The sequence below is a fragment of the Mesobacillus boroniphilus JCM 21738 genome (genome assembly GCF_000517385.1).
GTDB lineage: Bacteria > Bacillota > Bacilli > Bacillales > Cytobacillaceae > Mesobacillus > Mesobacillus boroniphilus.
In genome coordinates, this window is record NZ_BAUW01000023.1 from 1 (window position 1) to 23,380 (window position 23,380).

The following is a 23,380-nucleotide window of genomic DNA, read 5'->3' on the forward strand; positions in this document are numbered from 1 at the left end:
CTTGCGCTTTTTGTTCTTATGCGCTGGATTGAATGTTAAGAACAATGAACATAGTAAAACATGCTTGATATCCGTGAGCAGAAGCTGTGTACTTGTACACAGCTTTTTCTTTTGGAGGGGAATGCCTGCAGCCATGTCTGCGAGGTATTTTTAGAAGCCGCTGTGGACTTGTTCCATTGCGGTTTTTTCTATTTAAAGGATGAGTAAAAATTGAACGAACAAACGTTTATGGTTCAAGGTTACGATAAAATTAAGGAAGACATCGCCGGCTTTGCTTTGACTGAATCAGGGCGAATAAAAGCAAGGGAAATGCAGCCATCCATCAATATGCAACAAATTACATCATGGCAGGAGGAAGTCTCTGAAGCGATTGAAATTCTTAAACTGCGGAGATACAAAGATGTATCCGCAATGGCCAAATTGATGATTATGCAACAAGGGAACTATTGAAGGTTCGGAAACAGATTGGAATACAGGAAGATCGTTTAAAAGAGAAACTCAACCAGTTGCTGAAATCTGCAAAAATAAAACCATTCCTCCAAGAAGCTGTAATCAGCCAAAGAAACGGCAGGTATTTGATACTATCCTGTTTTTGTTATTGTATTTATTGCAAGGAGAGCCTTTTTGAAAAGGGCTCTTTTTCGCAATAATGATTGTTTGGATTGAAACATTTTTCTTGGCATTTAAAGGATTTCCCCTATATGTCCTTATGATTAGCAGTCCGATTTTAATTGAAACGCTTTACGTAAGGGATGAAAACGCTTCGAAAATAGACATAAACAGTTCATCGTGTTTACTATTAACAAACCTGGATTTCAGGTTTAAGATTAATCTAACAGCAATAATGTGATTTAATTCGCAAATAGAGGAGTCTTAAAAATGAGTGAACAGCCAATGGAAGTAGCGATCGCCACAGCTTTAAAAAAGAAAAAGTATCTCAGGGAGTCAAAAGCAAAGTACCTGCTGCGGGCAGCGCTTGCTGGTGTTTATATCGGATTTGGCATCATGGTGTCATACCGGCTGGGAGAATATTTCTATGATTCCCATTCAGCTGCGACACCTATCGCTAGCTCGATCTTTTTCGGCTTGGCTCTTGTCCTGATTTTGTACGGGGGAGGAGAATTATTTACAAGCAACACTATGATGATGACAATCAGTTCATTAAAAAAAGCAACGACGTGGAAGGATACCATTGAAAATTGGATAGCGTGTTATTCAGGGAATTTGTTGGGAGCCGTATTCTTTGGAATCTTAATTATGATGTCTGGCATTTTTATATCGCCAGAAAAATCACAATATATGATGGAAACTGTCAGTATGAAAATGAACACACCTGCTTATCAATTGTTTTTTCGTGCAATCCTTTGTAATTGGCTTGTATGCCTTGCTGTGTGGGTTCCGTTCAATATAAAAGGTGATGGAGCAAAAATTGGAGTATTGATGCTTCTGGTTTTTGCTTTTGTAGTTTCAGGATTCGAGCATAGTGTTGCCAACATGGTCCTCTTTTCGATCGCACTATTTGTTCCCCATCCTGAAACTGTCAGCATTGCCGGAAGTGTATTCAATCTAGTGCCTGTTACACTGGGAAATATAATAGGCGGAGGCTTTTTGTTGGCACTCTATATGTCTACCTGAATGCCAAAGGGGCAGTGGGTGAAAAGAACAAAACGACAGCCCAATCAGTGTATGGACAAAATGCTCTTAAGCGAATGTAGCAATTAAAAAATCCACGGAGGGTTCCGTGGATTTTTAGTTATCTCTATAAAGGCATTGTTTATTCTTAAAAATATATAAATTTGATTTAATTAGGAGGCAGGCTCTGTTCAAGTGGGATTAGAATTTTAATTGCGTAATCTTTAGCTTACGAAAAGAGCTTATGCACATGTTCCTCCTGTCACCCTTTAAAGGAATTCAAGATCCATTCCCCGACAACTCCTCCTAAATAAACCCCAACAATCCCTAGGACACCTGCAAGAACTGGAGGTGCTGGAAGAGGAAGCTTCAGGAATTTAAAAAGGACACCAACAATAATACCAGCAACTAAGCTCAAAATGATTTCTCTCATGTTTTCACCGCCTCATATGGCAAGATGGTAATGAATTATTAGTGAGCAGACGTCCGATCACCTTTTGGCAACATTATTTTATCATGACCTGCTTAAATTGAAAACGCTTTATTTATCCTTTTATAATGCATTAAATGAAATGATCTATTCTTATATTAAAATAGTGGTAAAATATAGCTCTATAATTCGTCAGTACGGAGGATGTAAATGGACAAGCACGTCAAGCGCAACATCTTTACTTTGCAAGGTTTTTATCTTTTTGTGTTTTTTGGCATAGGTAGTTTATTCCCACTGTTAAGTGTTTACTTAAGCGAAGTTGAAAATTTAAATGGATATCAGGTTGGCATAATCCTGTCCATTGGTCCAGTGATCATGATCTTCTTCCAGCCGTTTTGGGGAATGGTGGCCGACATGAAAAGTTCCCATAATATGCTGCTAACTTTAACAACGTTGATAACAGGGATCGCTGCTTTGGGTTATTTGTTCTTCGAGGGCTTTTCAGAGTTCATTATTATAGCGACGGTTCTCGCGATTTTTCAAAGTGCGATCATTCCTTTATCAGATAGTATTTCCTTAAAGTATACTAGCAAGGCCGGAGTCAATTATGGTAATGTTCGATTATTTGGATCCCTTGGTTTTGGACTGGCGGTTTTTGTTATGGGCCGATTATCCGAATGGAACCCGCAAGTAATATTCTACGCATTTTTCCTGACATTATTGGTTTCCGCAATATTTTCGATGAAAATGCCTAAAGAGTCTTCAGGGCGGCCAAGTGGTCTTTTCGCAGGAGTGAAGGACTTGGTTAAGATGAAGAAATTCCTTATTTTCCTTGGAGTCACATTCATGGTTTTTGGCCCTAACCTGGCCAATAACTTTTACTTCAGTCTGTTTGTGGAGGACCGGGGCGGCACTTATACAGGCATTGGTATTGCCTTCCTTATCGCTGTGTTATCTGAAATTCCATTCATGAGGGTTGCCGGAAGCTGGATCAGTAAATTAGGGCTGCTCCAGGTCGCCTTCATTGCAGCACTTGTATCATTAATTAGATGGATTTTTTATTTTACAGAGCCTGCTTTATCTCTTGTTTACGCCTCAGCTGTTATTCAGGGTTTTTCACTCGGATTGTTCATTCCGGCAGGTTTGCAGTATATTCGGGATATCACGCCATTGCATATTACGGCTACGGCAGTAACCATTTATTCAGCGTTTGGCAACGGATTAGGCAACTGGTTTTTCACGTTCTTCGGGGGCATCATATTTGAGGAATATAGTATTTATGGGGTATACATATTTTTTGCTGCACTGACATTAATCGGCGTATTGCTTACAGTCTGGTTGATGCAGGATGATAAGAAAACCTCTTTTGAAAAAGGTTATTAGTGAAGTATATATGGAAAATGACGAGTTACAATTATTTACAGCCAAAAAAACTCTTCTTACTTGAAGGTTTTTCAATAAAACAGAAAAGAAGTATGTTTTAGTCTTTATTTCAAAAAAAAATTTAAGTACGAAAGGAGGGTCTTATATGAAAGAGACTAAAGGGAAAAATCTTGAACTTGCGGGGCGTATGTACGATACATCGGATTATCAAAGAAATGACTAACTTTCAAATGGGCTTGCAATGACCCATGAACAAGCTAGCGACAGTTATGTAGAAGGGCAGGGCGGCAAGATTGAGCGCTCGCCGGGAGCGGAAGATGAATTGAATAACAGAGGTTATCAGTAAGCAGGAAATGAGGGGTACAAGTGTCACATAAAGGTGAATTTCAATCGAATGGTGATTAATACAAAATGCCAAACGCTTTAAAACAAAAGAAAAAGTTTAACAAACTTATTGTATTCCTTTTCTGTGAAATTTCTAAGGTCCATTCTGTAGGAAGGCTGCAACCGAGTTTCATTGGGATTCAAGGCGGGCTCAATTTCTAATTGGAGCAATCTGGTCACCTCTCAAATTTATATTGCTTAATAAATTCGTTTCATATTAATAAAACCCTTTAATTTTTCTAAAGTTGCAAAAATAAAAGCACACCCTGGATGGATGTGCTTCTGGAATGAGGATTTGCCGATTTAAAGCTTTCCACGTCGTATCACTTTGTTAGGGGTAAGGATGCCTTTCTTTAGATAGACAAATCCTCCTTCAAGTGCAGAGCCAATGACGAACTTAGAAGATGCTGATAAAACTTTCATCTTCATCCCTCCTAATGGTAATTGGCTTGCGTTCTATTTTTCCCCTTGTAAAACGCTCTTAAAACTTTGGGAAAGGTAAGGGGTTACTATGAGTTATAAGGATCCATTGCTTCAAAATAAGCTTTTTCAGCTGCATCTTGTGTAGCAAATAGAGCATCATCGTCTTCTATTACATGTAAGGTTTCGTTCAGGAATAGGGCGTACTGATTAGGATCTTTTGGATGTGGAACAATTTCACCAGCTTTAATGTTTGAAACAGAAGGTACATGAGGGTTCCGATAAATTACGAACACTTCATCACCAAATTTCAAATTTTTCGGATCGAGTAAATCCAAGTTTAATACCTCTCTTCGTTAATTTTTAAGCATTGGTTGCATTATAGGTCGGTGACAAACCTTTAATCATAAATTTTCATTCTGCTGTTTTATCTCATCACCGGTAAGAATAATATTTCCAGTTTCAAAATCCCTATGCTGATCAACGGACCCTCCGGGAACATAGCGTTGATTTGGTGCGTATGTTGAATTAAGTAAATCCTTATTCCGTTTAAAATCATCTTTTTTATTATCCATTATCTCACCCCCTGGTAAGACTAGTTTTTGTATTGACTTTAAGGATATACAGGTAATTTAACCTGTGTCATAAATATTGGAAAAGACACTATTTTGTCACAAATGTAAGGGTTTACATCCATTTACGGTGGTATAATAAAAGTGTAGAAAGAAAGTGATTAACATCTTAGGAGGCTCAACCAATTGTGTTCGTTCCGTAGTGAACGAAAAAAGGTTTATTCCTAAAGTGTTGTTACCTTCTCTTCACTAAGTCAGTATCACCAGCCAAAGGGGATCTTGAACCTAATACTAATTTATCTAGAAACAATGTTGACCTTCCATTGGTTCAATTCAAAAGGGAAAAAGCAGAAGGCCAGCCTATTATTTACTCGTACGCTGGAAGGAAGCTTTTAACCAACAGAGTATCAAGTATAAAAATTGATACTTGGAAAAGTGCCATTCTCAAGGGTAGTCAACAATTTTCAGGTATAACAGTCATTAGGGAAATAAATCCATCAAGGCAGCTAACCAGCCATCCATATGGAATGGTCAGTAGGGATGCATGATGTAAATGAAGAAAAGTGCTAAACGATTACTAATGGGAATAATGAGTCTCTCGGTGATTATACCGAAAAATGTGTTTGTAAAGAGTCGTCATAAAAAAGGTAAACCTTTTTGTGAAAAGACACTTTAATGCGGAACAAACACACATCGGCTATAGTAAGAGGATCATACAACTCAATAGTTCCAAAATGTTTTGGGCTGATGCTGGTTGGGTCTCCTAAGATGTTAAAAAAGAAGCTCGCAAATGAGCTTCTTTTTCTATGTAAGATTTTTCATCGGTTTCATATAAGAAGGCACCTTTTTTAAAAGGTGCTTCTTATATTATTCCTCTTTTTTAGATAAGCAGCGGTCACATTCCATTAAATATGACTCGGCTTGTTCATGCATTCCTTCACCACACTCAGGACAAACCTTCTTTGGTAGATTACGAAAGAATTCAACTGGACTCATCATAATAAAAATCCTCCTTTTATAGTACAATTTATATTTTACTTAACCTGTTATAGTACAGTATAAACATATTTATAAAATTTGTGTAGCCCTTTTTTGAAAAATTTTAAAAATAGGTGTTTGTTCATAGTATCTATACGGGGTAAAAATATAAGAGGAGGGGGTTTGTGTTATCTATGAATGGTATCTACATTATGCTGTTTCCAGAGAGGTCAACACAAAAAGAAAGTAATTACCATAAATTTTAATTGTCAATAGATAAAAGTGACAAAATTATTACATTTTATTTAAGAAATCCTTTTATTCTATTCCGTTTTAACATACAATCGAATTGACACTTTAAATGGGGAATGATGCCTAAATGGATAATCCGGAATTATCCTTCAATCCAATATTACTGCTAGTAGCGATTTTATTGACAGTCATGTCATCATATACAGCACTCGATTTATTCAGTCTAATTAAATCATCAGATCGAAATAAACGATTCCTGTTTCTGGGTGGAACATTCTCGCTTGGCATTGGGATATGGGTTATGAATTTTTTTGGAATGCTTGCAATGAACCTAAATGGCAATGTGTCTTACCGAATTCCAATAACAGTATTATCGATTATTTTGGTTATTTCATTTACAGCAATGGCGTTCTATGCGATGACTGGCAAGTCGGTAAGTAAAAGCAATATGCTTGCAGGAAGCTTGTTCATGATGCTTGCAGTCCTGGTTGTCCATATACTGGGAATGTACTCGATGAAGCTGGATTTCAATTATCAGCCACCTATTTTACTAATTGCACTTGCATTAGTTTTCGTATCATTTTACTTTTCTTTCTGGATGCTTTTCTTTTCAAAAAGTTTTACTCAGGGAGACCATGGTTGGATTAAGCCGCTAAGTGCGCTTTTCGTGACGGCCGCAATTGTTGAAGGTCATTTTCTTTTAACAAGAGCATCCTCAATCAATATGAGCAACGGTCTTGTCGAGCAGACGGGGATTCCAGAGTCGTTGATTAGTTATCTAATTTTGTTTATCTCGGTTCTCATCCTTGCTGGCTTGATCGGTTCAAGTGCGTTAATCAGCAAAAGGCTAGCAGTTTCAGATACCAACTTGAAGGATATTACAGATGCACTTAATTCATCGGCCATTGTTGCGATTACGGATCCTAAAGGTAATATCACATATGTTAATGAAAAATTCATTGAGATTTCTGGCTATAGTGAAGCTGAGCTTTTGGGTCAAAATCACTCGATATTGAATTCTGGGCTTCATACGAAGGGATTTTTCAAAGGTATGTGGAAAACGATTGGTTCTGGAGAGGTCTGGAAAGGAGAAATCCGGAATAAGAAGAAGGATGGTTCTTATTATTGGGTTGATACCACGATTGTCCCATTCCTGAATAGTAAAGACAGGCCGTACCAATATGTTTCGATTCGTTCTGATATTACTCAACGAAAGCAGGCGGAAGCAAGCCTAAAGGAAACACTGAAAGAGGTCAGTGATATTAATTTTGCCCTTGATCAATCTTCCATCGTGGCTTTTACTGACGAGAAGGGGATTATCAAAAATGTTAATGATAAATTTTGTGAAATCTCTAAATACAATAGGGAAGAATTGATTGGTAATGACCACAGCTTATTGAATTCTGGATTACATTCAAAGGAGTTCTTTAAAAACCTGTGGAAAACAATTGGATCCGGCCAAGTTTGGAAAGGCGATATCCGCAACATGGCCAAGGATGGTTCCTTTTACTGGGTTGCCACCACGATTGTTCCTTTCCTGAATGAAAATGGGAAGCCATATCAGTATCTTGCAATTCGTAACGATATAACAGAAAAGAAAAAGTCAGAGGAAATGCTGCACCGCCAGGATAAGCTTGCTGCTGTTGGCCAGCTCGCTGCTGGTGTTGCACATGAAATCCGAAACCCGCTGACATCAATGAAAGGGTATGCAGAATTCCTGCAGCTTGACGAAACAGACCCGCAGCGCCAGGAGTTTATTGAAATCATTCTTGATGAAATTGACAGAGTCAATAATATAGTTGAAGAGTTCATGGTGCTTGCAAAACCAAAGGCTGTGGAGCTTGAGGAACAAAATATCATTCCAATTGTCCAAAATGTAGTGTCTATGTTGAAATTCGAAGCAAGAAAAAGGAATGTCAAACTGGATTTTGATGCTACAGAGGAAATCATCCAGATTGAATGTGATGAGAACCGATTGAAGCAAGTATTCTTGAATTTTATAAAAAATGGAATTGAAGCAATGCCTGATGGTGGAGATTTAAAAGTGAGAATAGAAATAGAGGATGGCAATGTCGTTGTCTCCATAAAGGATACAGGCGTAGGAATTCCTCCAGAAACGCTAAAGAAAATTGGTGAGCCTTTCTATACCACCAAGAAAAATGGAAATGGACTAGGTCTGATGGTCAGCTTCAAGATTATTGAAAGCCATAATGGAAAGGTTTATATCGAAAGTGAGCAGAACAAAGGTACAACATTCAAAATTATGCTCCCGGCAAAAACTGCATAATTGATAGTCTGAGTAAGGCAGGAGTTGATCCTGCCTTATTTTTTATACTTTTTGAGGGCCATAGTAGAATTTGTCGAAAAAATGTTGGAAATATGACAAAAAAATCTTTTCGATTTTCTACATCGCCTTGAAAATTTAGACTACTATGGAAGTAAGAGAAATTTATATTAAATGCCGGAGGGGAAGCTATGTCATCGATTAGCCAGGTGAAGACGGTCTGTGGTTATTGTGGTACAGGCTGCGGTTTAGTACTGGAAGTAGAAGATAATAAGATTGTTAAAATCAGGGGTGACAAAGAAGCGCCTGTAAATAAAGGACAGACATGTGTAAAAGGTGCTTTTGCCTATCAATATGTCCATGCCCAAAAACGATTGAATACACCTATGATCAGAAAAGCAGGAGAGCTTGTAAAGGCTACCTGGGAGGAAGCGTATGATTTCATCGCAGGACGGCTGTCTGATTTAAAGGGTGAGTTTGGTCCGGAATCGCTTTCGATGTTCGCATGTGCACGCACAACCAATGAATCGAACTATATTACCCAGAAGTTTATGCGGACTGCTATCGGGAGCAATAATATTGATGGCTGTAACCGAACCTGACACGCTCCAAGTGTCGCCGGTCTGGCGACTGTTTTTGGAAGCGGTTTCCCTACGAATACTTTAGAAGATATTGATGAGGCAGAGGTACTATTATTAATGGGATCCAATACAACGGAAGCCCATCCGATCATTGGAAATAGAATTAAAAAAGCTGCCAAAGGCGGTCTTAAAATAATTGTTATTGACCCAAGAAGAATTGATATGGTCAAATCAGCTCATAAACATCTGCAAATTAACGTCGGTACAGATATTGCGCTCATCAATGCGATTATAAGGATTATCATTAAAGAAAAACTGTATGATGAAAGTTTCATTGCCAGACACACTGAAGATTTTGATGTGCTGCTGTCGAAGGTTGAACGTTACACACCTGAATATTCTGCAGAAATCACAGGCTTGGCAGCAGAAGATATCATAGAGGTTGCTCGCTTGTATGCGACTGCCAATAAAGCCATGATTGCGTACACACTCGGTATTACAGAACATCACTGTGGAGTGAACAATGTATTCGATATCGCCAACCTTGCATTGCTGAGTGGCCATATCGGGAAGCGAGGATCCGGTATCATGCCTTTGAGAGGTCAGAATAACGTTCAGGGCGCGGGAGATATGGGCTGTTTACCGAACCAGCTTACCGGTGCTGTGAGCTTATTGGACGATGAATATCGGGCCCGTTTCGAAAAAAAATGGGATATTAAAATCAGCAAAAAAGTCGGTGACACCCAGACGAGGACCTTCGATAAAATCGAAACAGGGGAAATCAAAGCATTATATTGCATAGGGGAAAATCCGCTAGTTGCAGATGTTCATATGAACCATACTAGAAGCTTACTAGAAAAACTCGATTTCCTTATTGTTCAAGATATTTTCATGACAGAAACAGCTGAGATGGCTGATGTCGTGCTGCCAGCCAAGTCATGGGGCGAAGTTGATGGGACATACACGAATACAGACAGGAGAGTGCAGCGTGTACGGACCGCTGTCACCGCGCAGCCAGGAGTAAAAGAAGATTGGGAGATATTATGTGAACTCTCCACGAAGATGGGCTATACAATGGGGTATAGTTCAAGCGAAGAGATTTGGAATGAAGTGAGAGAACTTGCCTGGGAGATGTATGGCGGCATATCATATGCACGTCTTGATAAAGAGTATGGAATACACTATCCATGTCCAGATGAAACTCATCCTGGCACGAAAGTACTGCATGAAAGGTTCCATACAGAAAAAGAAACTAAAAAGCGCTCCAGTTTCGTACCAGTTGAATTCACACCACCTTTGGAATTGCCGGATGATCAATTTCCTTTCACCCTGACGACTGGCAGGAGGTATGAGTCCTACAATACTCATACTCAGACCCGGCACTACGCAGCAGGGGTAAAAATTAAACAAACAGAGGAAACTTTGGATATACATCCTGAAGATGCAATGCGCCTTCATATTAATGATGGCGATCTTGTTAGGGTAAGTTCTCGGCGAGGAACTCTTGATGTAAAGGCGAAAATAACAGAACAGGTAGTTCCCGGCCTTGTTTTCATGAGTTTCCATTGGTCTGAGGTTCCAACCAACGTCCTTACCCTTAACGAATATGACCCTATATCCGGTACGGCAGAATTTAAAGCATGTGCAGTTAAAATTGAAACAATCGCATAGAGAATACCAAAAGCTAAAATCCCTTCGTGGGATTTTAGCTTTTTTGTGAATTAAAATACTTTCTAAACATGAAGAGACGGTTGAAAGCTGATCATCATAATTAAGTACACTAGACGCTTTAGAAATCCAAATAATCTTATAAGAGGTAACTGAAAGCCGATTGGTGACCTAAAAATCTAAAAAAAGGAAAAAGAGGTTACCAATGAAGCTGATTGGTGCCCTAAAAATCAAAAAAGAGGAAAAAGAGGTCACCAAAGGAGCAAATCAGAACCTAATTAATAATCTAAACTCGCAGGAAAAAAGTGGATTAATAGGAATTACATAGAATATTTTTTCAATTACCTAGAAATTATTCCTACGAAAGTTTTAATTTAACAGAGTTTTCTGTAAATATGACATGTTCTCGTTATAATTCTGTTATTCTCGTAATCCATTTTAAATGTGCTTGTTCTTTTTGTACCGAAATTCTATGTTACGATAATTCACGTGATAAAAATTAGCCGATGGGAGGCAAACAAATGAAAAAGTCATTATTATCTTTGGTTGCAGCAGCGGCAATTTCTGGGGCTGCCGGCACACAAGCACAGGCAGAGGAAATCGTCGTACATAAGGGGGATACACTATGGGGTATTTCTAAGGAATACGGCGTTACGGTAGATTCACTTAAAAAATGGAATAACTTATCGAGTGATGTCATTCATCCGAACGATTTACTAGAAGTATCTCCTATTAAATATGCACAAGTTAGAAAAGGTGATACACTTTGGAGTATTGCGAAGTCTTATGGTGTTACAGTTAGTGATCTTAAAGATTGGAATAAATTATCATCCGACCTTATCCATCCCGGAATGAGCCTGGCTGTGTATACAAACATGCCGGCTGATATGAACGTTGAGAAAAAATCTGCCAAGCCGGCTGCGACCCCGGTTGCAACACCCGCAGCAGCACCTGCAAGTCAGGCAGCAGCAAAGCCAGCTGCAACTAAGCCTGCAGCATCATCAAACCAAATTACCGTTGAAGCGACAGCTTATACAGCAAATTGCACAGGATGCTCAGGAATCACTAAGACAGGTGTCGATTTAAAAGCCAACCCGAATGCAAAAGTAATTGCTGTTGATCCAACTGTTATTCCTCTTGGATCTAAAGTATATGTTGAGGGCTATGGCTATGCCACTGCCGAAGATATTGGCGGAGCATAAAAGGAAACCGCATCGATGTCTTTATCCCTACTCAAAGCGCTGCTCTTCAGTGGGGAAGAAAGCAAGTGAAAGTTACAATATTGGATTAAAAAAATATATTTAGATTGTAGTTCGGAAAGCATTGGCAAATTGCCAATGCTTTTTTATTGGATACAAAAGTATATATTTATCCACTTAGATTAGTGTCTAGCTCCAGCACCTAGCCCCTCGAGACGCTTGTCTAGCTGCGGCTCCTAACTCCTCGAGTCGCTTCGGTCCTGCCAATGAAGTCAAAGAACGACTTCACTGTCAGGCCCTCCAGCGCTTGTCGGAGTTGGGCAGTCGCCTCCGTTTTTCGTTTTCGGTCCGCCCGATTAAGTCAAAGAGCGACTTCACCGGTCCGCCCTCCAACGCTTGTCGGGGCTGACCAAGACGCTTGCGCTTTTCTTATTTTTCCTGTTTTGTTTTTGTCTTAAACGTTTTACCTTTAATAATTTTCTTTTGTGTGATATTGGGCATGATAAGGCTTAAGAAAAATTGTGAGAATTTGGATGACTGTTCTTCAATTTTTTCAAGGATTGAGTTGGCTTTTTCCGATAAAGATATTTTGATTTCGCCAAGTTGATCAGTGATCGTTTCACCCACAGCATCTTGTTTCCCGAGTCGTTCCATAATTGTTTCATGGAATATTCCCTGCAAATCTGCATGCTTGGCCAGCATATCCTGCAGTTCTTCTTGCTTTTTAGCCTGGATAATCAGTGCTTTAGTGACATCTTCATATTCAAGAAGCTTTCGGTTTAAGCCCTGAATCATTGATTGCTGATGGGCAAGCTGGTTCAAAATCGCCTCACTTGTTAGCTCCCGATTCAAGAGAGCTTTTGAAAATTGTTCGTGCATTTCTTCGAGTTTGATCAGTTTATCATCGATTTCAGTTGTGGATTCTTTTTGTTCCGAGATGTTTTCCAAGACTTTTTCTGAAAAATTCGCCTGTTTCGCCAAAAAAGAAACCATTTCCTGAAACTGAGTATATTGTTCTTGTCTGTTATTCTCCAGGTTACGATCGAATTTAGTTACGCTGCCTGTCAATTCATCATTGAACCTTTGCTGCTCATTCAGGATTTCTTGTAAATAATTCAGACGGAATTTCTCCTGGTTGCTCTGTTCTGCGATTTCATCGTTATTTCTAAAAACCTGTGGTGAAACAGATTCATTCACAAATAAAGGCATAGGCATCACTCCTTATGATAAGTTGTCATATATACTATGACTTCTGTTGCAATAATGGTACTTGCGGGAAAGATAACACTTATTACCTTTTATTAAATAGAGCAGATTGCAGCAAGCTAATAAAAACCGCTTTAAAGAAAGGAGCAGCTGATATGCTAACACAAGGGCAACTGTCGGCATTCAAGGCAGAGCTTCTCAAAAACAAACAAGACCTTGAGTCCCACCTTGACGGGAATGACCATTTTGACCTGAGAAGTGGACATGCTCATGAGTCAACTGGTGAGCTATCGAGTTACGATAACCATCCGGGGGATGAGGGAACGGAGTTATATGAACGGGAGAAGGATATTGCACTTAACGATCACGTAGAATATCAAATCCAGAGTATAGATAAAGCCATACAGGCCATTGAAAAAGGAACATATGGAAAATGCGAAGCATGCGGGCGGGAGATTCCTTATGAACGCCTCCAAGCTGTACCAGAAACAACCTTTTGTATTGAACATACACCTGACCGCACCGTTTCCCATAACCGACCTATAGAAGAAGGTGTGCTCATGCCGCCTTTTGGAAAATTCAATCTGGATAACAAGGATGAAAATGTCGCCTTTGATGCAGAAGATTCCTGGCAAGAGGTTTCTAGCTGGGGTACTTCCGAAACTCCATCTGATTTTATGACGCCACAGGATCACTATAATGATACTTATATTGCGTCAGAAGAGAATGTAGGCTATGTTGAGGATTTTGAGAATTTTATTGGTAACGATATAACCGGCAAGGAAATAACCGTTTACCCAAATAAGCAGCATGAGAAGTACGAAAACGAGCTCGATGAAGAGGGAATTATGACATCCTTTGGCGACCTTCCTGCTTACGAACATGATCCATATGTAGACCACGATAAGTAAAGTTGTGAAAAAAAAGACCAGCAATGGTCTTTTTATTTGCTTCTAGGATTTTTTGTCATGATTAAAACCTCTTATGACGGGGAAAAGACAAGCATACTTAAAAGTCAATGAGAGGTGAGCCATAATTGAAAGAGAAAATTAAGTACTACGGAAAGAGCCTGCTGGGCGAGCTGAAAAAAGACCGTGCTACAGGACTGGCTGCTCAACAGGCGTATTATTATATGCTAGCGTTATTCCCATTGCTGATTTTGTTGATTGCCATTGTCCCTTATTTAAATATTGATCCTCAGAAAGCGATAAATGTTTTGAATCAATTATTGCCATCGCAATCTGCTGAATTATTAAGAGATAATGTTGTAAAACTGGTCAGCGAACGAAACGGCGGTTTGCTTACTTTTGGTATCATAGGTACGATTTGGTCAGCATCAAGTGGGATGAACGCATTTATTAAAGCTATGAATATTGCGTTTGATGTAGAGGAAACGAGATCATTCATTAAGGCAAGGCTGGTTTCAATTATGCTGACATTCGGACTGATCCTGGCGTTTGTTGTTGCGCTGCTCTTACCGGTCTTCGGAAAAGTAATACTGGATACAGTTCAATCAATCATCCATATTCCTGAGCCATTTGATATTGTTTTCAACATTGTGAGATGGCTTGTCGCAATTATTGTGATGGCAGCGGTATTGGCAGGTTTATATCGTGTAGCTCCAAATAAACATTATCCATTTAAGCATGTATTACCCGGAGCGATTTTCGCAACAGTTGTTTGGCAGCTGATTTCCCTTGGATTTTCTTTTTATGTCAGCAACTTCGGCAACTATTCAGCCACGTATGGAAGCATCGGCGGAGTCATCGTATTGATGCTCTGGCTGTTCCTGACCGGACTTGCCCTTGTTCTTGGAGGAGAAATCAATGCGATTTATCACAGAGATAAGACGGGTGAAGAGCCGGCAGAGGAACATGCAGCTTCAGTCAATAGTTAAGACTGTTTTCGCATTCATTATTTTCGGTTAAAATCCTTCACCGAACACTGCCAGACTTTAGGGCTCTTTTCTCTCAGCTGCATACTGATGAAAGGTTTAAAACTCGTATAAATCTAGTAGCCAATTTTCACTTTTGGTTGAGGAGGCAACAATAGTCACGAAAAGAGGGATAGTAAAAAACAGCGGGTTTCTGCTGTTTTTGTTTATAGTATGAAGCTTTGTTTGATGTTCAGTAAAGTAATTCATATACTTCATTTAATTGTTGTGCTCTTTTTTCGTCCAGTTCATTTTTTGCATACTCAATCGCTTCTGGGAGTATTTTATTCAAAAATTCTATTTCTTCAGCCGTTAGGTCCCTGACAAAGTCACCCTCAGAAGGGTAACCGCCTTGTTCTAAACGCTGATAAATCTTCTTGCTAAGTGGATACGTCTCTGTGTAATTGGAAATAATTTCGCGCAGATAAGCCTGTGTTTTTTCCATGGTCTACTCCTTGAAGTATTCTTTGAATTGTTCAGAATCGGTGACTTGGTCGTTTTTAAAATAAGGATTATCCTCTGTTGCATCACTCGGGTCCAGATTTGTCTTTATGACCAGCTGCGGTCCATTTGCAGGTTCTGCCATAACTCGGTCTGTCATTTCCTTGAAATCAGGAAGGTTTTTATTTCCGGTCTGTTTTTTCTCCATTTTCAACACCTCCATTTTATAACTTGCTTTATTGAAGGGTTGTTTATGTACAGAAGCTAATTATTGGAAAAACTTCCATACGTGTTTTCTCTGATAACTTGGGGGGAAACATAAAATGTACTTAACTGGAATGGGGTGGCGAATTATGAAAGCAGTTACTTATCAAGGTTCTAAAGATGTACAAGTGAAAAATGTAGAAGCACCAAAAATAGAACATGAACAAGATATGATTGTGAAGATTACCTCAACAGCTATTTGCGGGTCGGATCTCCATCTTTATCAGGGCAACATGCCTCTCCGACCGGGCTACATCATTGGACATGAACCTATGGGCATTGTTGAAGAGGTGGGTCCAGGCGTTAAGAATTTGAAAAAAGGGGACCGTGTAGTCATTCCTTTCAATGTTTCATGTGGTGAATGTTTTTACTGTCAGAATCAGATGGAAAGCCAATGTGATAACACCAATGAATACAAGGATACAGGGGCATATTTTGGTTACACCGAACAATATGGGAATCATCCCGGTGGACAGGCAGAGTATTTAAAGGTGCCTTATGCTGATTTCACGTCATTTGTTGTACCTGAATCATGTGAGCTTGAGGATGAGTCGTTATTGTTCCTGTCGGATGTCATTCCAACAGCATGGTGGAGTGTAGAGCACGCTGGCGTAAAAAAGGGCGATACAGTCATTGTTCTTGGCAGCGGGCCGGTTGGATTGATGACGCAAAAATTTGCCTGGATGAAAGGGGCAAAGCGAGTCATTGCTGTCGATCACCTCGACTACAGGCTTATGCATGCTAAAAAGACAAATAGTGTAGAGATTTTTGATTTTACACAGGAAGATGATCCGGGAAAATTCCTGCAGGACTTGACGAACGGCGGTGCCGACGTGGTAATTGATTGTGTAGGGATGGATGGAAAGAAGTCTGTCGTTGAAAAAGTGGAGCAAAAACTGAAGCTGCAGGGAGGAACCCTTTCCGCTCTGGAAATTGCCCATACAGCTGTTCGTAAATTCGGAACCGTTCAAATTACCGGGGTTTATGGATTAAGATACAATATGTTCCCGCTTGGCCGATTCTTCGAACGCAATATCACAATGAAAATGGGACAGGCTCCGGTTATTCACTACATGCCAAAACTATTCGATATGGTCACAAACGGTGAATTCGATCCAACTGACATCATCACCCATAAAATCCCGCTTGACGATGCAGCCAAAGGATATGAGATGTTCAATGATCGAAAAGATGACTGTATCAAGGTAGTGTTAAAGCCTTAAGATACTTGTATTGAATGTTCAAAATCAAAATGAATGGGTAACAGGCAATCCTTGGAGCCATCAAAATGGTCCTGGCTAAAGCAATAGCTTTTCCAGGGCCTTTTTTATTATAATGGTTTAAAACGCAACAGATAGGAGCACTAATTTTGGGGAAATCATTTGCTTATTTTTATGATACTGTAATGGGACCTCTTGAGAAAAGATGGATAGCGCATATCAGGAAAAAGATAGTTTCTGGACTAGAAGGGAAGGTTCTTGAAATTGGCGCAGGTACGGGAGCGAATTTCCCCTATTATTCAAAAGAAAAGGTGGAAAGGGTTGTTTCACTGGAGCCGAATCCCTATATGCTTGATCAGGCAAAACGCAGAGCGAAAGAATTCAAACTGCCAGTCGAGTTCCATCAGGGGATGGCAGAGACACTTCCTTTCAATGATGGTGAGTTTGATACAGTTGTCGCCACGCTTGTTCTTTGTTCCGTTAGTGATCCGCAAAAAGTATTCCAGGAAATGAGAAGAGTATGTAAACAAGGAGGGAAAATTGTCCTCTTTGAGCATGTCAGAACAGAATCAAAAACGCTTGCTACACTTCAGGATGTCCTGACTCCCGCGTGGAAACGGCTGTGTGATGGCTGCCACTTAAACAGGGATACAGGGCGCTATATGAAGGAATCCGGCATTAAAATGGTAAAAGAAAAGAAGTATTTTAAGGGTATTTTTGTTGAATACGAGGGAATTAATCCTAAATAAGCTGAAACAGGCACACCCTTTTATCCTCTCCATAAACTAATCAAAAATAGTTTGGGGAGTTTTGACATGTATCCATATTATGATCATTACAGACAGAACCAAAAGCTTGTCAGTGACCTGATTAAGGCTATAAATGGCGAGTACAGTGCAACACAATGCTATGCAAGGCTTGCCGCCATGGCTCCAAATGCAGAACAGCGAGACCAAATCAATGAAATACTTGACGATGAAGAAAAGCATTTGCGCCAGTTCACTCAGATTTATACAACACTGACAGGGAAGCGGCCGCAGCTGCAGATGACTGAAGAATGCGGTGATTCGTATCTTGAAGGACTCGAAGCATCCTTCAAGGATGAGCAAAAAACAACTGATTTTTATCATGAAATAGCTGATGAAGCTGCAGACCCGGTCATAAAGGAAGTTTTCAGGCGTGCAGCTTATGATGAGCAGAACCATGCCGTGTGGTTCCTCTACTATATAGGAAAAGAAAAGTAGGAGCTGGAGAAACCCAGCTCCTTTTTCCTATTCTTATAGTTTTCACTATTTCTACATATTTAATATAAAAATAGTTGTGTTATCTATACTAGAATGGGTATAGAGAAATTGAATAGCAATTTGGGAATTATCTACATAAGGAGGAAATCATTATGAAAAACAGTCTTGCTATTATTATTGGATTTTTAATCGTAGGATCATTATTTGTTGGCTGGAAAATAAGCCAGGACCTGGGGCCAGCTGAAACAGCTACTGCACCTCAGCCGCAAACTGAGAGTGCCAGCAAAGAAATCGGGTTCAACCCGCCAAGCATGGAGGATGTACCTGATGGTCCTCTCGGGGAAAGTATTAAATATGGCCATGAGCTAGTAATGGAAACGAATACAGTAGCAGATGAGTACGTTGGCAATAATCTTTCATGTGCTAGCTGCCACGCAAATGGAGGCACAGTGATGGAAGAAGCGCCGATGGTCGGGCTTTCTGCTGTCTATCCAGAATACAGGCCGCGCGAAGGTGAGGTTTACACTCTGGAAGATCGTATCAATGGATGTATGATCCGAAGCATGAATGGAAAAATGTTCCCTACTGACAGTAAAGAAATGCGCGCGATGATAGCTTACTTGCAATACATGTCAGAAGGTGTCCCTGCTGGAGCAGACCTTCCGTGGAGAGCGCCTAAAGAGCCAAAGCAATATCCTGTCCCTAGCGTTGAAGATGGTGAAAAGCTTTACGCACAATCTTGTGCAAGCTGCCATGCTGCTGATGGATCTGGTACTGGAACAAACACAGGACCTGCTGTATGGGGAGAAAATTCTTTCAACGACGGTGCAGGTATGTCAAGAATGACCAAAATGGCGGGATACGTTCAAAAGAACATGCCTAAAGGACAAGGTGGAACTTTATCTGACCAGCAAGCGATCGATTTGGCCGCATTTATCCTTTCTCATGATCGACCAGAATTCGAAGGGCATGAGGCGACTGGCCGAAAGGCGGGAGACCGGCAGACATCATGGATAAGGAAAAACGCGAGCAAGTCAAAAACGGTACAATCGATTGGGAAGCAATTCTCTCGGTTAAAAATTAAGACTAGCAGAAACCCAGCACCTGCATTTGCAGGTGCTGGGTTTGCTTATAATTCACCCTTATATAATGTCAGGTAACCAAGTTGGTGTGAGGTAAAAGCACTTACAAGGACTATGCAGATCAATAAACAAAACAGCAGCCAATCCTTTTTAGAAACCGGAATTACATTATAAAATTCTCGGTTTCTATCTCCTGTAAACCCTTTTGACTCCATTGCAACAGCCGTTCTTTCTGCTTTTCTGATTCCGCTTGCCAGCAAGGGAATTGCATACCTCTTTATTTGCTTAAGTTTATCCCGGAGAGTAATGGTTCTGCCTGCACCTCTTATTTGATGGGCATTTCTAATAATCTCGAATTCATTTTTTATCAACGGGAGAAATTGATATCCCGCCATGATTGAATAGGCAATCTTCGGAGATAGCTGCATTGCTGCATCAAGCTAAGCAAAAAGTTAATCGGATTTGTCGTCAGAGCAAATAATAATGAAAGTGAAGCGAAACTCAGCACTCTTAATCCAAGCGATATGCTTCTCTGTAATCCTTCTGCAGTGATGGTGATGAACCACCATTCCCAGACGATGCTGTCTCCAGGATCTACTCTCGGAAACAATAATGATGACCAGACATAGACAATCGCCATAAAAAGAAAAGGAGAGAATAACAGGAGCCACTTCTTAAAACTGATTTTTCCAAAAACAAACGTAATTGCTATGGTCAAAACAAGACTTAGCAAAGGTGTGATCGGATCGAAAAATATCGATAGCAACAAGATGCTGACAATAATGCTTAGGGCTTTAATGCTCGGGTTCATCTCATTTAACAGCATATTTTCCCTCCAGATGCATTTCCAATTCCTTGAGGAACGGCAGTCTTAAACTAGCTCTAGCCAAAATTACAGGCTGATTCCACAGCTTTTCTGGAGTCCCGTAAAAAATCACTTTTCCTTTTTCCATCACTAAAACATTATCTGCGTAACGGTCAATTAAATCCATATCGTGTGTAATTAGAATGATGCTTCCTGTCTCAGGTACGGCCTTGACAGTAAAATCGATTATTTCCTCTGAAGTGACAGCATCCTGTCCAAATGTTGGTTCATCCATAATTAGAACCTCCTGCCCATTCACCAGCATGACAGCCACACTCAGTCTTCTTTTTTGTCCCTGGCTCAATGAGAAGGGATGGCTGTTTACTTGATCGGCCATTCGAAGTTTTTTCAAAATATCTTGATTCTTATATTTTTGTGCCATTTGCTCTTTCGCTTGAAGACTGTAATTTATCTCTTCCGTCACAGAATCAGTAATAAATTGATGCTCAGGATTTTGGAATACATATCCGAGCCTGCGCCACTTTTGTTCCTCATGCCAGTCTCCTAAAGATTGGCCAAAAAATTTTATTTCGCCACGAGATGGAATTAACCCCGCCAAACATTTTGAAAAAGTGGTCTTTCCGGATCCGTTTGAACCGGCAATTGCAATTATTTCGCCGCCATTAATCGATAAAGATATATCTTCGATTATGAAATGTTTGTCTTTCGAATAGCCGACATCCTTCACCTCGAAAACTACAGGAGAGGGATTCCGCTTATGCTTGCATACATCAGTTGTTAAGAACTCAATTGTATTCTCAATATCTTTACTATTTTCAATTATTTCATCAATCGTCATAGGCAGGAAGGAGGACGATAGCAAACCAGCCTCCCGAAGTTTCAACCTGCGCCAATAGAGCGGGGTAACCAAATTCCTTCACTTGCCAGTTCTTTTGCATAATTATTAAAACAATCACTAGGCGGACCATTAAAGAACATTTCTCCCTCAGAATTCAAGATGATGCAGCGCTCCACAATTTCGAGCCAATTGTCCAGGTTATGCTCGATAACGAGAATGCTGAAGGAATGGTTATTCTTTAATCTTTTTAATGTCTGGACTAATTCAAAACTAGAGGCGGGATCTAGATTAGCAGTTGGTTCATCAAGTATCAATAACTCAGGTTCCATTGCGAGTGCACAGGCAATCGCAAGCTTTTGCTTTTGCCCGCCTGAAAGAGAGTGGATCAGTCTGTGTTTGAAGGGCAGCATGTCTACTAAATCAAGGACATAATCCATTCTTTCTTCCATTTCTGATCTGGGAAACTGAATATTTTCTAATACGAAAGCTATTTCTTCCTCGACAGTCAGCATGCAAAACTGCGAATCAGGGTCCTGCATGACCAATCCGATTTTTCGATTTACTTCTCCAGGCTCAAAGGAGGTTAAAGCAAATCCTTTATAATTAATAATGCCATTCATAATTCCATCAACAGAAGATGGATAAAGATTATTCAGACAGTATGCGAGGGTGCTCTTTCCTGAACCGCTGGGCCCCAAAACAAGAATATTCTCATTTTCATTAATTACAAAATTGATGTTTTTTAAGACAGGATCCTGGTCAGGATCAAACCTGAAAGTTAAGTTTGACACTTCGAAAAATGGATGATTAGGCTGAGATTTCATCGTTCTGCTTTGCCTTTCTGGCTTCCTTTCCAAGCGGGAAGCTATTCAACGCTCCAGTTTTAGCGAGGCTGTCACTTATGTATTTACCAAGCAGGCCGGCTAATATTGCTCCGCTTGCAAGCCTGACGAAAAACATTGCTGTTACATAGCCAGGTGTGAGTGCAGCCAATCCTCCTAAAAAGTAGCCCCACGCAAAGCTGGTGATTGAAGAACCCATTCCTGCTGCTACCAGCACCCATGTTGAATAGTTCTTCCATTTAGTCGCTGCAAAAGCAGCTTCTGCACCTAATCCCTGAATAATGCCAGCAAGGATCAGACGTGGACCAACAGCATTGCCAAGCATGACCTCTATTGTTGCTGCAATGGTTTCTGATAACACCGCTGCTCCAGGTTTTCTGATGATGTATGCGGCTATGATTGAAACGATGAACCAGATGCCGAATATCAAGTCATAGCCAATAAGGCCGAACATGCCCACAAGTACATTGCCAAACTGTAAGAATAGAAGGTAGATCACTCCAAAAACGACTGCCAGGACAGATAAAACAACAACCTCTCGAAGTTTCCAGTTTGCGAGCATCATTGACCCTCCTTGCGAGAAGAGCTATTGGCTGACATGGTCACCGTCATGACAATATGTGAAGAATCACTGTTCCGGGCACCTTCAAACGCACTTTCCAATGCGGCAAAAACACTATTGGCATCGCCATCTAATCTTGAAGCATAATGAACTCCTCCGCTAAAGACACCTTGCTGGTCAACAGTCTTTATTTGATCCATAATTACATCCATATATCCCGGAATACCTAACGGATAGAGAGCGAACTGGGTTGCAACCTCCTGGTTGATTTTCTGTGAAAGTCCATTATTCATTAAAATTGAATCTTCCGCCATGAAAGCATCACCGGCACTGTCACCAGGACATCCATTAGAGAACTTAGCTTTAAGGACCACATGATCTCCACCCTTTGAAGCATTTAAGAAGATCGCTTTAACCACGTCAAAAACATGTTCTGAGCGACCTCGCACACAAGTGCTGACATCATCCGACTTCAGCCATACCTTTGATGTGTCTACTTCCTTCAGTGAAGAGAGGATAATATCCACGAACCTGTCTGTCATTGGGTAAATTGAAAAACTTGCCCCTGTAATCTCACTAGTACCGCAAAGAATCTCTTTCATTACATTACAGCTCCTTTTGTTCATTGATTGGAAAACAAAAAACTGCATCCAGCGTGGTGGATGCAGTTGAATTCTATCGTTAGAATAAAAGAGTGATATAACGAAGAGCTTCACCTGCACTTCCCCACGCTGGTATTATCCAGATCGGGTAATAAGGGTCAGAACAAAGTTCTTCTCAGCAAAAAAGCTCCCCTAGTGCAAAAAAGTATGCAGTTGTTGTTTCCAAAATCATCTTAATGTAAATAGTCTGAATTGTAAATGCCTAAATTTAAAAATTTGAATCATTCGTTATCACTCCGGAAAATTTTTCGCTCACAGTAGCTTTCCAGGGTTCAGAGCTCCTCATTCAACAGCCACTCCATTTCTTCCAACGCGGTTTTCGAGACAACAGGGTCACCCAATGACCAATTCACAGTATATACAAAGTAGTAATCTTTGATTTGCCGGAATATGGCGATTGAGTTGGGAAAAACGTCAAATTGTGCTTTGATATTATATCTCTTTGTGTATGACCATTTTATAAGCTTCATAGAAAAT

At 40.1% G+C, this 23,380-nt stretch carries 26 protein-coding genes, 3 pseudogenes and 1 riboswitch; of the genes and pseudogenes, 15 read left to right on the plus strand and 14 right to left on the minus strand.

The genetic code is table 11. From position 1 onward, the window contains the following. Positions 1-210: 210 nt before the first annotated feature. Entirely contained in the window at positions 211-450 is a 240-nt protein-coding gene (locus tag JCM21738_RS08800; protein WP_023613949.1) for a hypothetical protein, read from the plus strand. A gap of 429 nt (positions 451-879) precedes the next feature. Beyond that, positions 880-1,635: a formate/nitrite transporter family protein gene (locus JCM21738_RS08815; RefSeq protein WP_148296083.1), complete on the plus strand. Its 756-nt coding sequence runs from the start codon at positions 880-882 to the stop codon at positions 1,633-1,635. A 259-nt stretch (positions 1,636-1,894) separates the two neighbouring features. Here JCM21738_RS08815 and JCM21738_RS08820 read toward each other — a convergent pair whose 3' ends face one another. Further along, complete coding sequence (locus JCM21738_RS08820) at positions 1,895-2,065, minus strand: XapX domain-containing protein (protein ID WP_023613953.1); 171 nt, start codon at positions 2,063-2,065, stop codon at positions 1,895-1,897. Positions 2,066-2,272: 207 nt separating this feature from the next. Here JCM21738_RS08820 and JCM21738_RS08825 point away from each other — a divergent pair, with 207 nt between their 5' ends. Both JCM21738_RS08825 and JCM21738_RS25645 read left to right on the plus strand, forming a co-directional pair. Continuing rightward, positions 2,273-3,445 carry an MFS transporter gene (locus tag JCM21738_RS08825; protein WP_023613954.1) on the plus strand — a complete coding sequence of 391 codons (1,173 nt, stop codon included), beginning with the start codon at positions 2,273-2,275 and terminating at the stop codon, positions 3,443-3,445. A gap of 223 nt (positions 3,446-3,668) precedes the next feature. Beyond that, positions 3,669-3,791 (plus strand): annotated as a pseudogene (locus JCM21738_RS25645) (DUF4025 domain-containing protein); the annotation flags it as partial. A 547-nt stretch (positions 3,792-4,338) separates the two neighbouring features. Here JCM21738_RS25645 and JCM21738_RS08830 read toward each other — a convergent pair. From JCM21738_RS08830 to yhfH, 3 genes are all read right to left on the minus strand, one after another. Next, the gene (locus JCM21738_RS08830) at positions 4,339-4,587 is read right to left on the minus strand and encodes a transcriptional regulator SplA domain-containing protein (RefSeq protein WP_023613957.1); all 249 of its coding nucleotides are present in this window, start codon (positions 4,585-4,587) and stop codon (positions 4,339-4,341) included. A gap of 66 nt (positions 4,588-4,653) precedes the next feature. Further along, a complete protein-coding gene (locus JCM21738_RS24320) occupies positions 4,654-4,824 on the minus strand; it encodes a hypothetical protein (RefSeq protein WP_023613958.1) in 171 nt (56 codons plus the stop codon). An 864-nt stretch (positions 4,825-5,688) separates the two neighbouring features. Further along, a complete protein-coding gene (gene yhfH / locus JCM21738_RS23240) occupies positions 5,689-5,823 on the minus strand; it encodes a protein YhfH (protein ID WP_079509337.1) in 135 nt (44 codons plus the stop codon). Between the two features lie 355 nt (positions 5,824-6,178). Between yhfH and JCM21738_RS08835 the strand changes: the two genes are divergently transcribed. The 5 genes and pseudogenes from JCM21738_RS08835 (at position 6,179) to JCM21738_RS08850 (ending at position 11,875) form a co-directional block, all read left to right on the plus strand. Continuing rightward, positions 6,179-8,338: a PAS domain S-box protein gene (locus JCM21738_RS08835; RefSeq protein WP_023613960.1), complete on the plus strand. Its 2,160-nt coding sequence runs from the start codon at positions 6,179-6,181 to the stop codon at positions 8,336-8,338. Positions 8,339-8,526: 188 nt separating this feature from the next. Further along, a pseudogene (locus JCM21738_RS27260) lies at positions 8,527-8,685 on the plus strand (hypothetical protein); the annotation flags it as partial. Between the two features lie 24 nt (positions 8,686-8,709). Further along, positions 8,710-10,587 carry a formate dehydrogenase subunit alpha gene (gene fdhF, locus JCM21738_RS27265; protein WP_369385692.1) on the plus strand — a complete coding sequence of 626 codons (1,878 nt, stop codon included), beginning with the start codon at positions 8,710-8,712 and terminating at the stop codon, positions 10,585-10,587. A 202-nt stretch (positions 10,588-10,789) separates the two neighbouring features. Next, positions 10,790-10,912: a hypothetical protein gene (locus JCM21738_RS26695; protein WP_023613963.1), complete on the plus strand. Its 123-nt coding sequence runs from the start codon at positions 10,790-10,792 to the stop codon at positions 10,910-10,912. Between the two features lie 193 nt (positions 10,913-11,105). Then, a pseudogene (locus JCM21738_RS08850) lies at positions 11,106-11,875 on the plus strand (3D domain-containing protein). A 337-nt stretch (positions 11,876-12,212) separates the two neighbouring features. Here the strand turns inward: JCM21738_RS08850 and JCM21738_RS08855 are convergent. Further along, the gene (locus JCM21738_RS08855; RefSeq protein WP_023613965.1) at positions 12,213-12,992 is read right to left on the minus strand and encodes a hypothetical protein; all 780 of its coding nucleotides are present in this window, start codon (positions 12,990-12,992) and stop codon (positions 12,213-12,215) included. 152 nt (positions 12,993-13,144) lie between these two features. Between JCM21738_RS08855 and JCM21738_RS08860 the strand changes: the two genes are divergently transcribed. Both JCM21738_RS08860 and JCM21738_RS08865 read left to right on the plus strand, forming a co-directional pair. Beyond that, entirely contained in the window at positions 13,145-13,900 is a 756-nt protein-coding gene (locus tag JCM21738_RS08860; RefSeq protein ID WP_023613966.1) for a TraR/DksA C4-type zinc finger protein, read from the plus strand. Between the two features lie 125 nt (positions 13,901-14,025). Further along, positions 14,026-14,886 carry a YihY/virulence factor BrkB family protein gene (locus JCM21738_RS08865; protein WP_023613967.1) on the plus strand — a complete coding sequence of 287 codons (861 nt, stop codon included), beginning with the start codon at positions 14,026-14,028 and terminating at the stop codon, positions 14,884-14,886. 229 nt (positions 14,887-15,115) lie between these two features. Here the strand turns inward: JCM21738_RS08865 and JCM21738_RS08870 are convergent, their stop codons facing one another. Together JCM21738_RS08870 and JCM21738_RS08875 are read right to left on the minus strand one after the other, a co-directional pair. Next, on the minus strand, positions 15,116-15,367 hold the full coding sequence (locus JCM21738_RS08870) for a sigma-G-dependent sporulation-specific acid-soluble spore protein CsgA (protein ID WP_023613968.1): 252 nt from the start codon (positions 15,365-15,367) through the stop codon (positions 15,116-15,118). 3 nt (positions 15,368-15,370) lie between these two features. Beyond that, the gene (locus tag JCM21738_RS08875) at positions 15,371-15,571 is read right to left on the minus strand and encodes a hypothetical protein (RefSeq protein WP_023613969.1); all 201 of its coding nucleotides are present in this window, start codon (positions 15,569-15,571) and stop codon (positions 15,371-15,373) included. A gap of 145 nt (positions 15,572-15,716) precedes the next feature. Here JCM21738_RS08875 and JCM21738_RS08880 point away from each other — a divergent pair, with 145 nt between their 5' ends. The 4 genes from JCM21738_RS08880 to JCM21738_RS08895 all read left to right on the plus strand — a co-directional run bounded on the left by JCM21738_RS08880 (position 15,717) and on the right by JCM21738_RS08895 (position 19,251). Then, positions 15,717-16,850, plus strand: a complete 1,134-nt coding sequence (locus JCM21738_RS08880) for a zinc-dependent alcohol dehydrogenase (RefSeq protein ID WP_031307741.1) — start codon at positions 15,717-15,719, stop codon at positions 16,848-16,850. Between the two features lie 146 nt (positions 16,851-16,996). Further along, positions 16,997-17,596: a class I SAM-dependent methyltransferase gene (locus tag JCM21738_RS08885; RefSeq protein WP_023613971.1), complete on the plus strand. Its 600-nt coding sequence runs from the start codon at positions 16,997-16,999 to the stop codon at positions 17,594-17,596. A gap of 66 nt (positions 17,597-17,662) precedes the next feature. Continuing rightward, positions 17,663-18,091, plus strand: a complete 429-nt coding sequence (locus JCM21738_RS08890; protein WP_023613972.1) for a ferritin-like domain-containing protein — start codon at positions 17,663-17,665, stop codon at positions 18,089-18,091. Positions 18,092-18,243: 152 nt separating this feature from the next. After that, complete coding sequence (locus JCM21738_RS08895) at positions 18,244-19,251, plus strand: c-type cytochrome (RefSeq protein ID WP_243462963.1); 1,008 nt, start codon at positions 18,244-18,246, stop codon at positions 19,249-19,251. Here the strand turns inward: JCM21738_RS08895 and JCM21738_RS26700 are convergent. The 7 genes from JCM21738_RS26700 to JCM21738_RS08925 all read right to left on the minus strand — a co-directional run bounded on the left by JCM21738_RS26700 (position 19,221) and on the right by JCM21738_RS08925 (position 23,373). Continuing rightward, positions 19,221-19,544, minus strand: a complete 324-nt coding sequence (locus JCM21738_RS26700) for an energy-coupling factor transporter transmembrane component T (RefSeq protein WP_256360191.1) — start codon at positions 19,542-19,544, stop codon at positions 19,221-19,223. The two genes, JCM21738_RS08895 and JCM21738_RS26700, sit on opposite strands and share 31 nt — an antisense overlap. Then, positions 19,541-19,999, minus strand: coding sequence for an energy-coupling factor transporter transmembrane component T family protein (locus JCM21738_RS26705; protein WP_256360192.1), 459 nt, complete (start codon positions 19,997-19,999; stop codon positions 19,541-19,543). The genes JCM21738_RS26700 and JCM21738_RS26705 overlap by 4 nt, the downstream gene beginning before the upstream one ends. Beyond that, positions 19,986-20,861, minus strand: coding sequence for an energy-coupling factor ABC transporter ATP-binding protein (locus tag JCM21738_RS25660; protein WP_243462964.1), 876 nt, complete (start codon positions 20,859-20,861; stop codon positions 19,986-19,988). Before JCM21738_RS25660 ends, JCM21738_RS26705 begins: the two co-directional genes overlap by 14 nt. A 17-nt stretch (positions 20,862-20,878) precedes the next feature. Continuing rightward, positions 20,879-21,661, minus strand: coding sequence for an ABC transporter ATP-binding protein (locus JCM21738_RS25665; protein ID WP_052019621.1), 783 nt, complete (start codon positions 21,659-21,661; stop codon positions 20,879-20,881). Continuing rightward, positions 21,645-22,241 (minus strand): ECF transporter S component, encoded by a 597-nt coding sequence (locus JCM21738_RS08915; RefSeq protein ID WP_023613976.1) that lies wholly within the window; start codon positions 22,239-22,241, stop codon positions 21,645-21,647. Before JCM21738_RS08915 ends, JCM21738_RS25665 begins: the two co-directional genes overlap by 17 nt. Further along, positions 22,241-22,843, minus strand: coding sequence for a YkoF family thiamine/hydroxymethylpyrimidine-binding protein (locus JCM21738_RS08920; RefSeq protein WP_023613977.1), 603 nt, complete (start codon positions 22,841-22,843; stop codon positions 22,241-22,243). The genes JCM21738_RS08915 and JCM21738_RS08920 overlap by 1 nt, the downstream gene beginning before the upstream one ends. A 104-nt stretch (positions 22,844-22,947) precedes the next feature. Then, positions 22,948-23,047, minus strand: a riboswitch (TPP riboswitch). Positions 23,048-23,175: 128 nt separating this feature from the next. Continuing rightward, positions 23,176-23,373 carry a protein YuzH gene (locus JCM21738_RS08925; RefSeq protein ID WP_023613978.1) on the minus strand — a complete coding sequence of 66 codons (198 nt, stop codon included), beginning with the start codon at positions 23,371-23,373 and terminating at the stop codon, positions 23,176-23,178. Positions 23,374-23,380: the final 7 nt, after the last annotated feature.

Excerpts from the sequence above, each read along its gene's own strand:
- JCM21738_RS08815 (WP_148296083.1), top strand. The coding sequence starts at position 880 with ATGAGTGAACAGCCAATGGAAGTAGCGATCGCCACAGCTTTAAAAAAG.
- JCM21738_RS08820 (WP_023613953.1), bottom strand. The coding sequence starts at position 2,065 with ATGAGAGAAATCATTTTGAGCTTAGTTGCTGGTATTATTGTTGGTGTC.
- JCM21738_RS08825 (WP_023613954.1), top strand. The coding sequence starts at position 2,273 with ATGGACAAGCACGTCAAGCGCAACATCTTTACTTTGCAAGGTTTTTAT.
- JCM21738_RS24320 (WP_023613958.1), bottom strand. The coding sequence starts at position 4,824 with ATGGATAATAAAAAAGATGATTTTAAACGGAATAAGGATTTACTTAAT.
- JCM21738_RS08835 (WP_023613960.1), top strand. The coding sequence starts at position 6,179 with ATGGATAATCCGGAATTATCCTTCAATCCAATATTACTGCTAGTAGCG.
- JCM21738_RS26695 (WP_023613963.1), top strand. The coding sequence starts at position 10,790 with ATGAAGCTGATTGGTGCCCTAAAAATCAAAAAAGAGGAAAAAGAGGTC.
- JCM21738_RS08855 (WP_023613965.1), bottom strand. The coding sequence starts at position 12,992 with ATGCCTTTATTTGTGAATGAATCTGTTTCACCACAGGTTTTTAGAAAT.
- JCM21738_RS08860 (WP_023613966.1), top strand. The coding sequence starts at position 13,145 with ATGCTAACACAAGGGCAACTGTCGGCATTCAAGGCAGAGCTTCTCAAA.
- JCM21738_RS08870 (WP_023613968.1), bottom strand. The coding sequence starts at position 15,367 with ATGGAAAAAACACAGGCTTATCTGCGCGAAATTATTTCCAATTACACA.
- JCM21738_RS08875 (WP_023613969.1), bottom strand. The coding sequence starts at position 15,571 with ATGGAGAAAAAACAGACCGGAAATAAAAACCTTCCTGATTTCAAGGAA.
- JCM21738_RS08880 (WP_031307741.1), top strand. The coding sequence starts at position 15,717 with ATGAAAGCAGTTACTTATCAAGGTTCTAAAGATGTACAAGTGAAAAAT.
- JCM21738_RS08890 (WP_023613972.1), top strand. The coding sequence starts at position 17,663 with ATGTATCCATATTATGATCATTACAGACAGAACCAAAAGCTTGTCAGT.
- JCM21738_RS08895 (WP_243462963.1), top strand. The coding sequence starts at position 18,244 with ATGAAAAACAGTCTTGCTATTATTATTGGATTTTTAATCGTAGGATCA.
- JCM21738_RS26705 (WP_256360192.1), bottom strand. The coding sequence starts at position 19,999 with ATGCTGTTAAATGAGATGAACCCGAGCATTAAAGCCCTAAGCATTATT.
- JCM21738_RS25665 (WP_052019621.1), bottom strand. The coding sequence starts at position 21,661 with ATGAAATCTCAGCCTAATCATCCATTTTTCGAAGTGTCAAACTTAACT.
- JCM21738_RS08915 (WP_023613976.1), bottom strand. The coding sequence starts at position 22,241 with ATGCTCGCAAACTGGAAACTTCGAGAGGTTGTTGTTTTATCTGTCCTG.
- JCM21738_RS08920 (WP_023613977.1), bottom strand. The coding sequence starts at position 22,843 with ATGAAAGAGATTCTTTGCGGTACTAGTGAGATTACAGGGGCAAGTTTT.
- JCM21738_RS08925 (WP_023613978.1), bottom strand. The coding sequence starts at position 23,373 with ATGAAGCTTATAAAATGGTCATACACAAAGAGATATAATATCAAAGCA.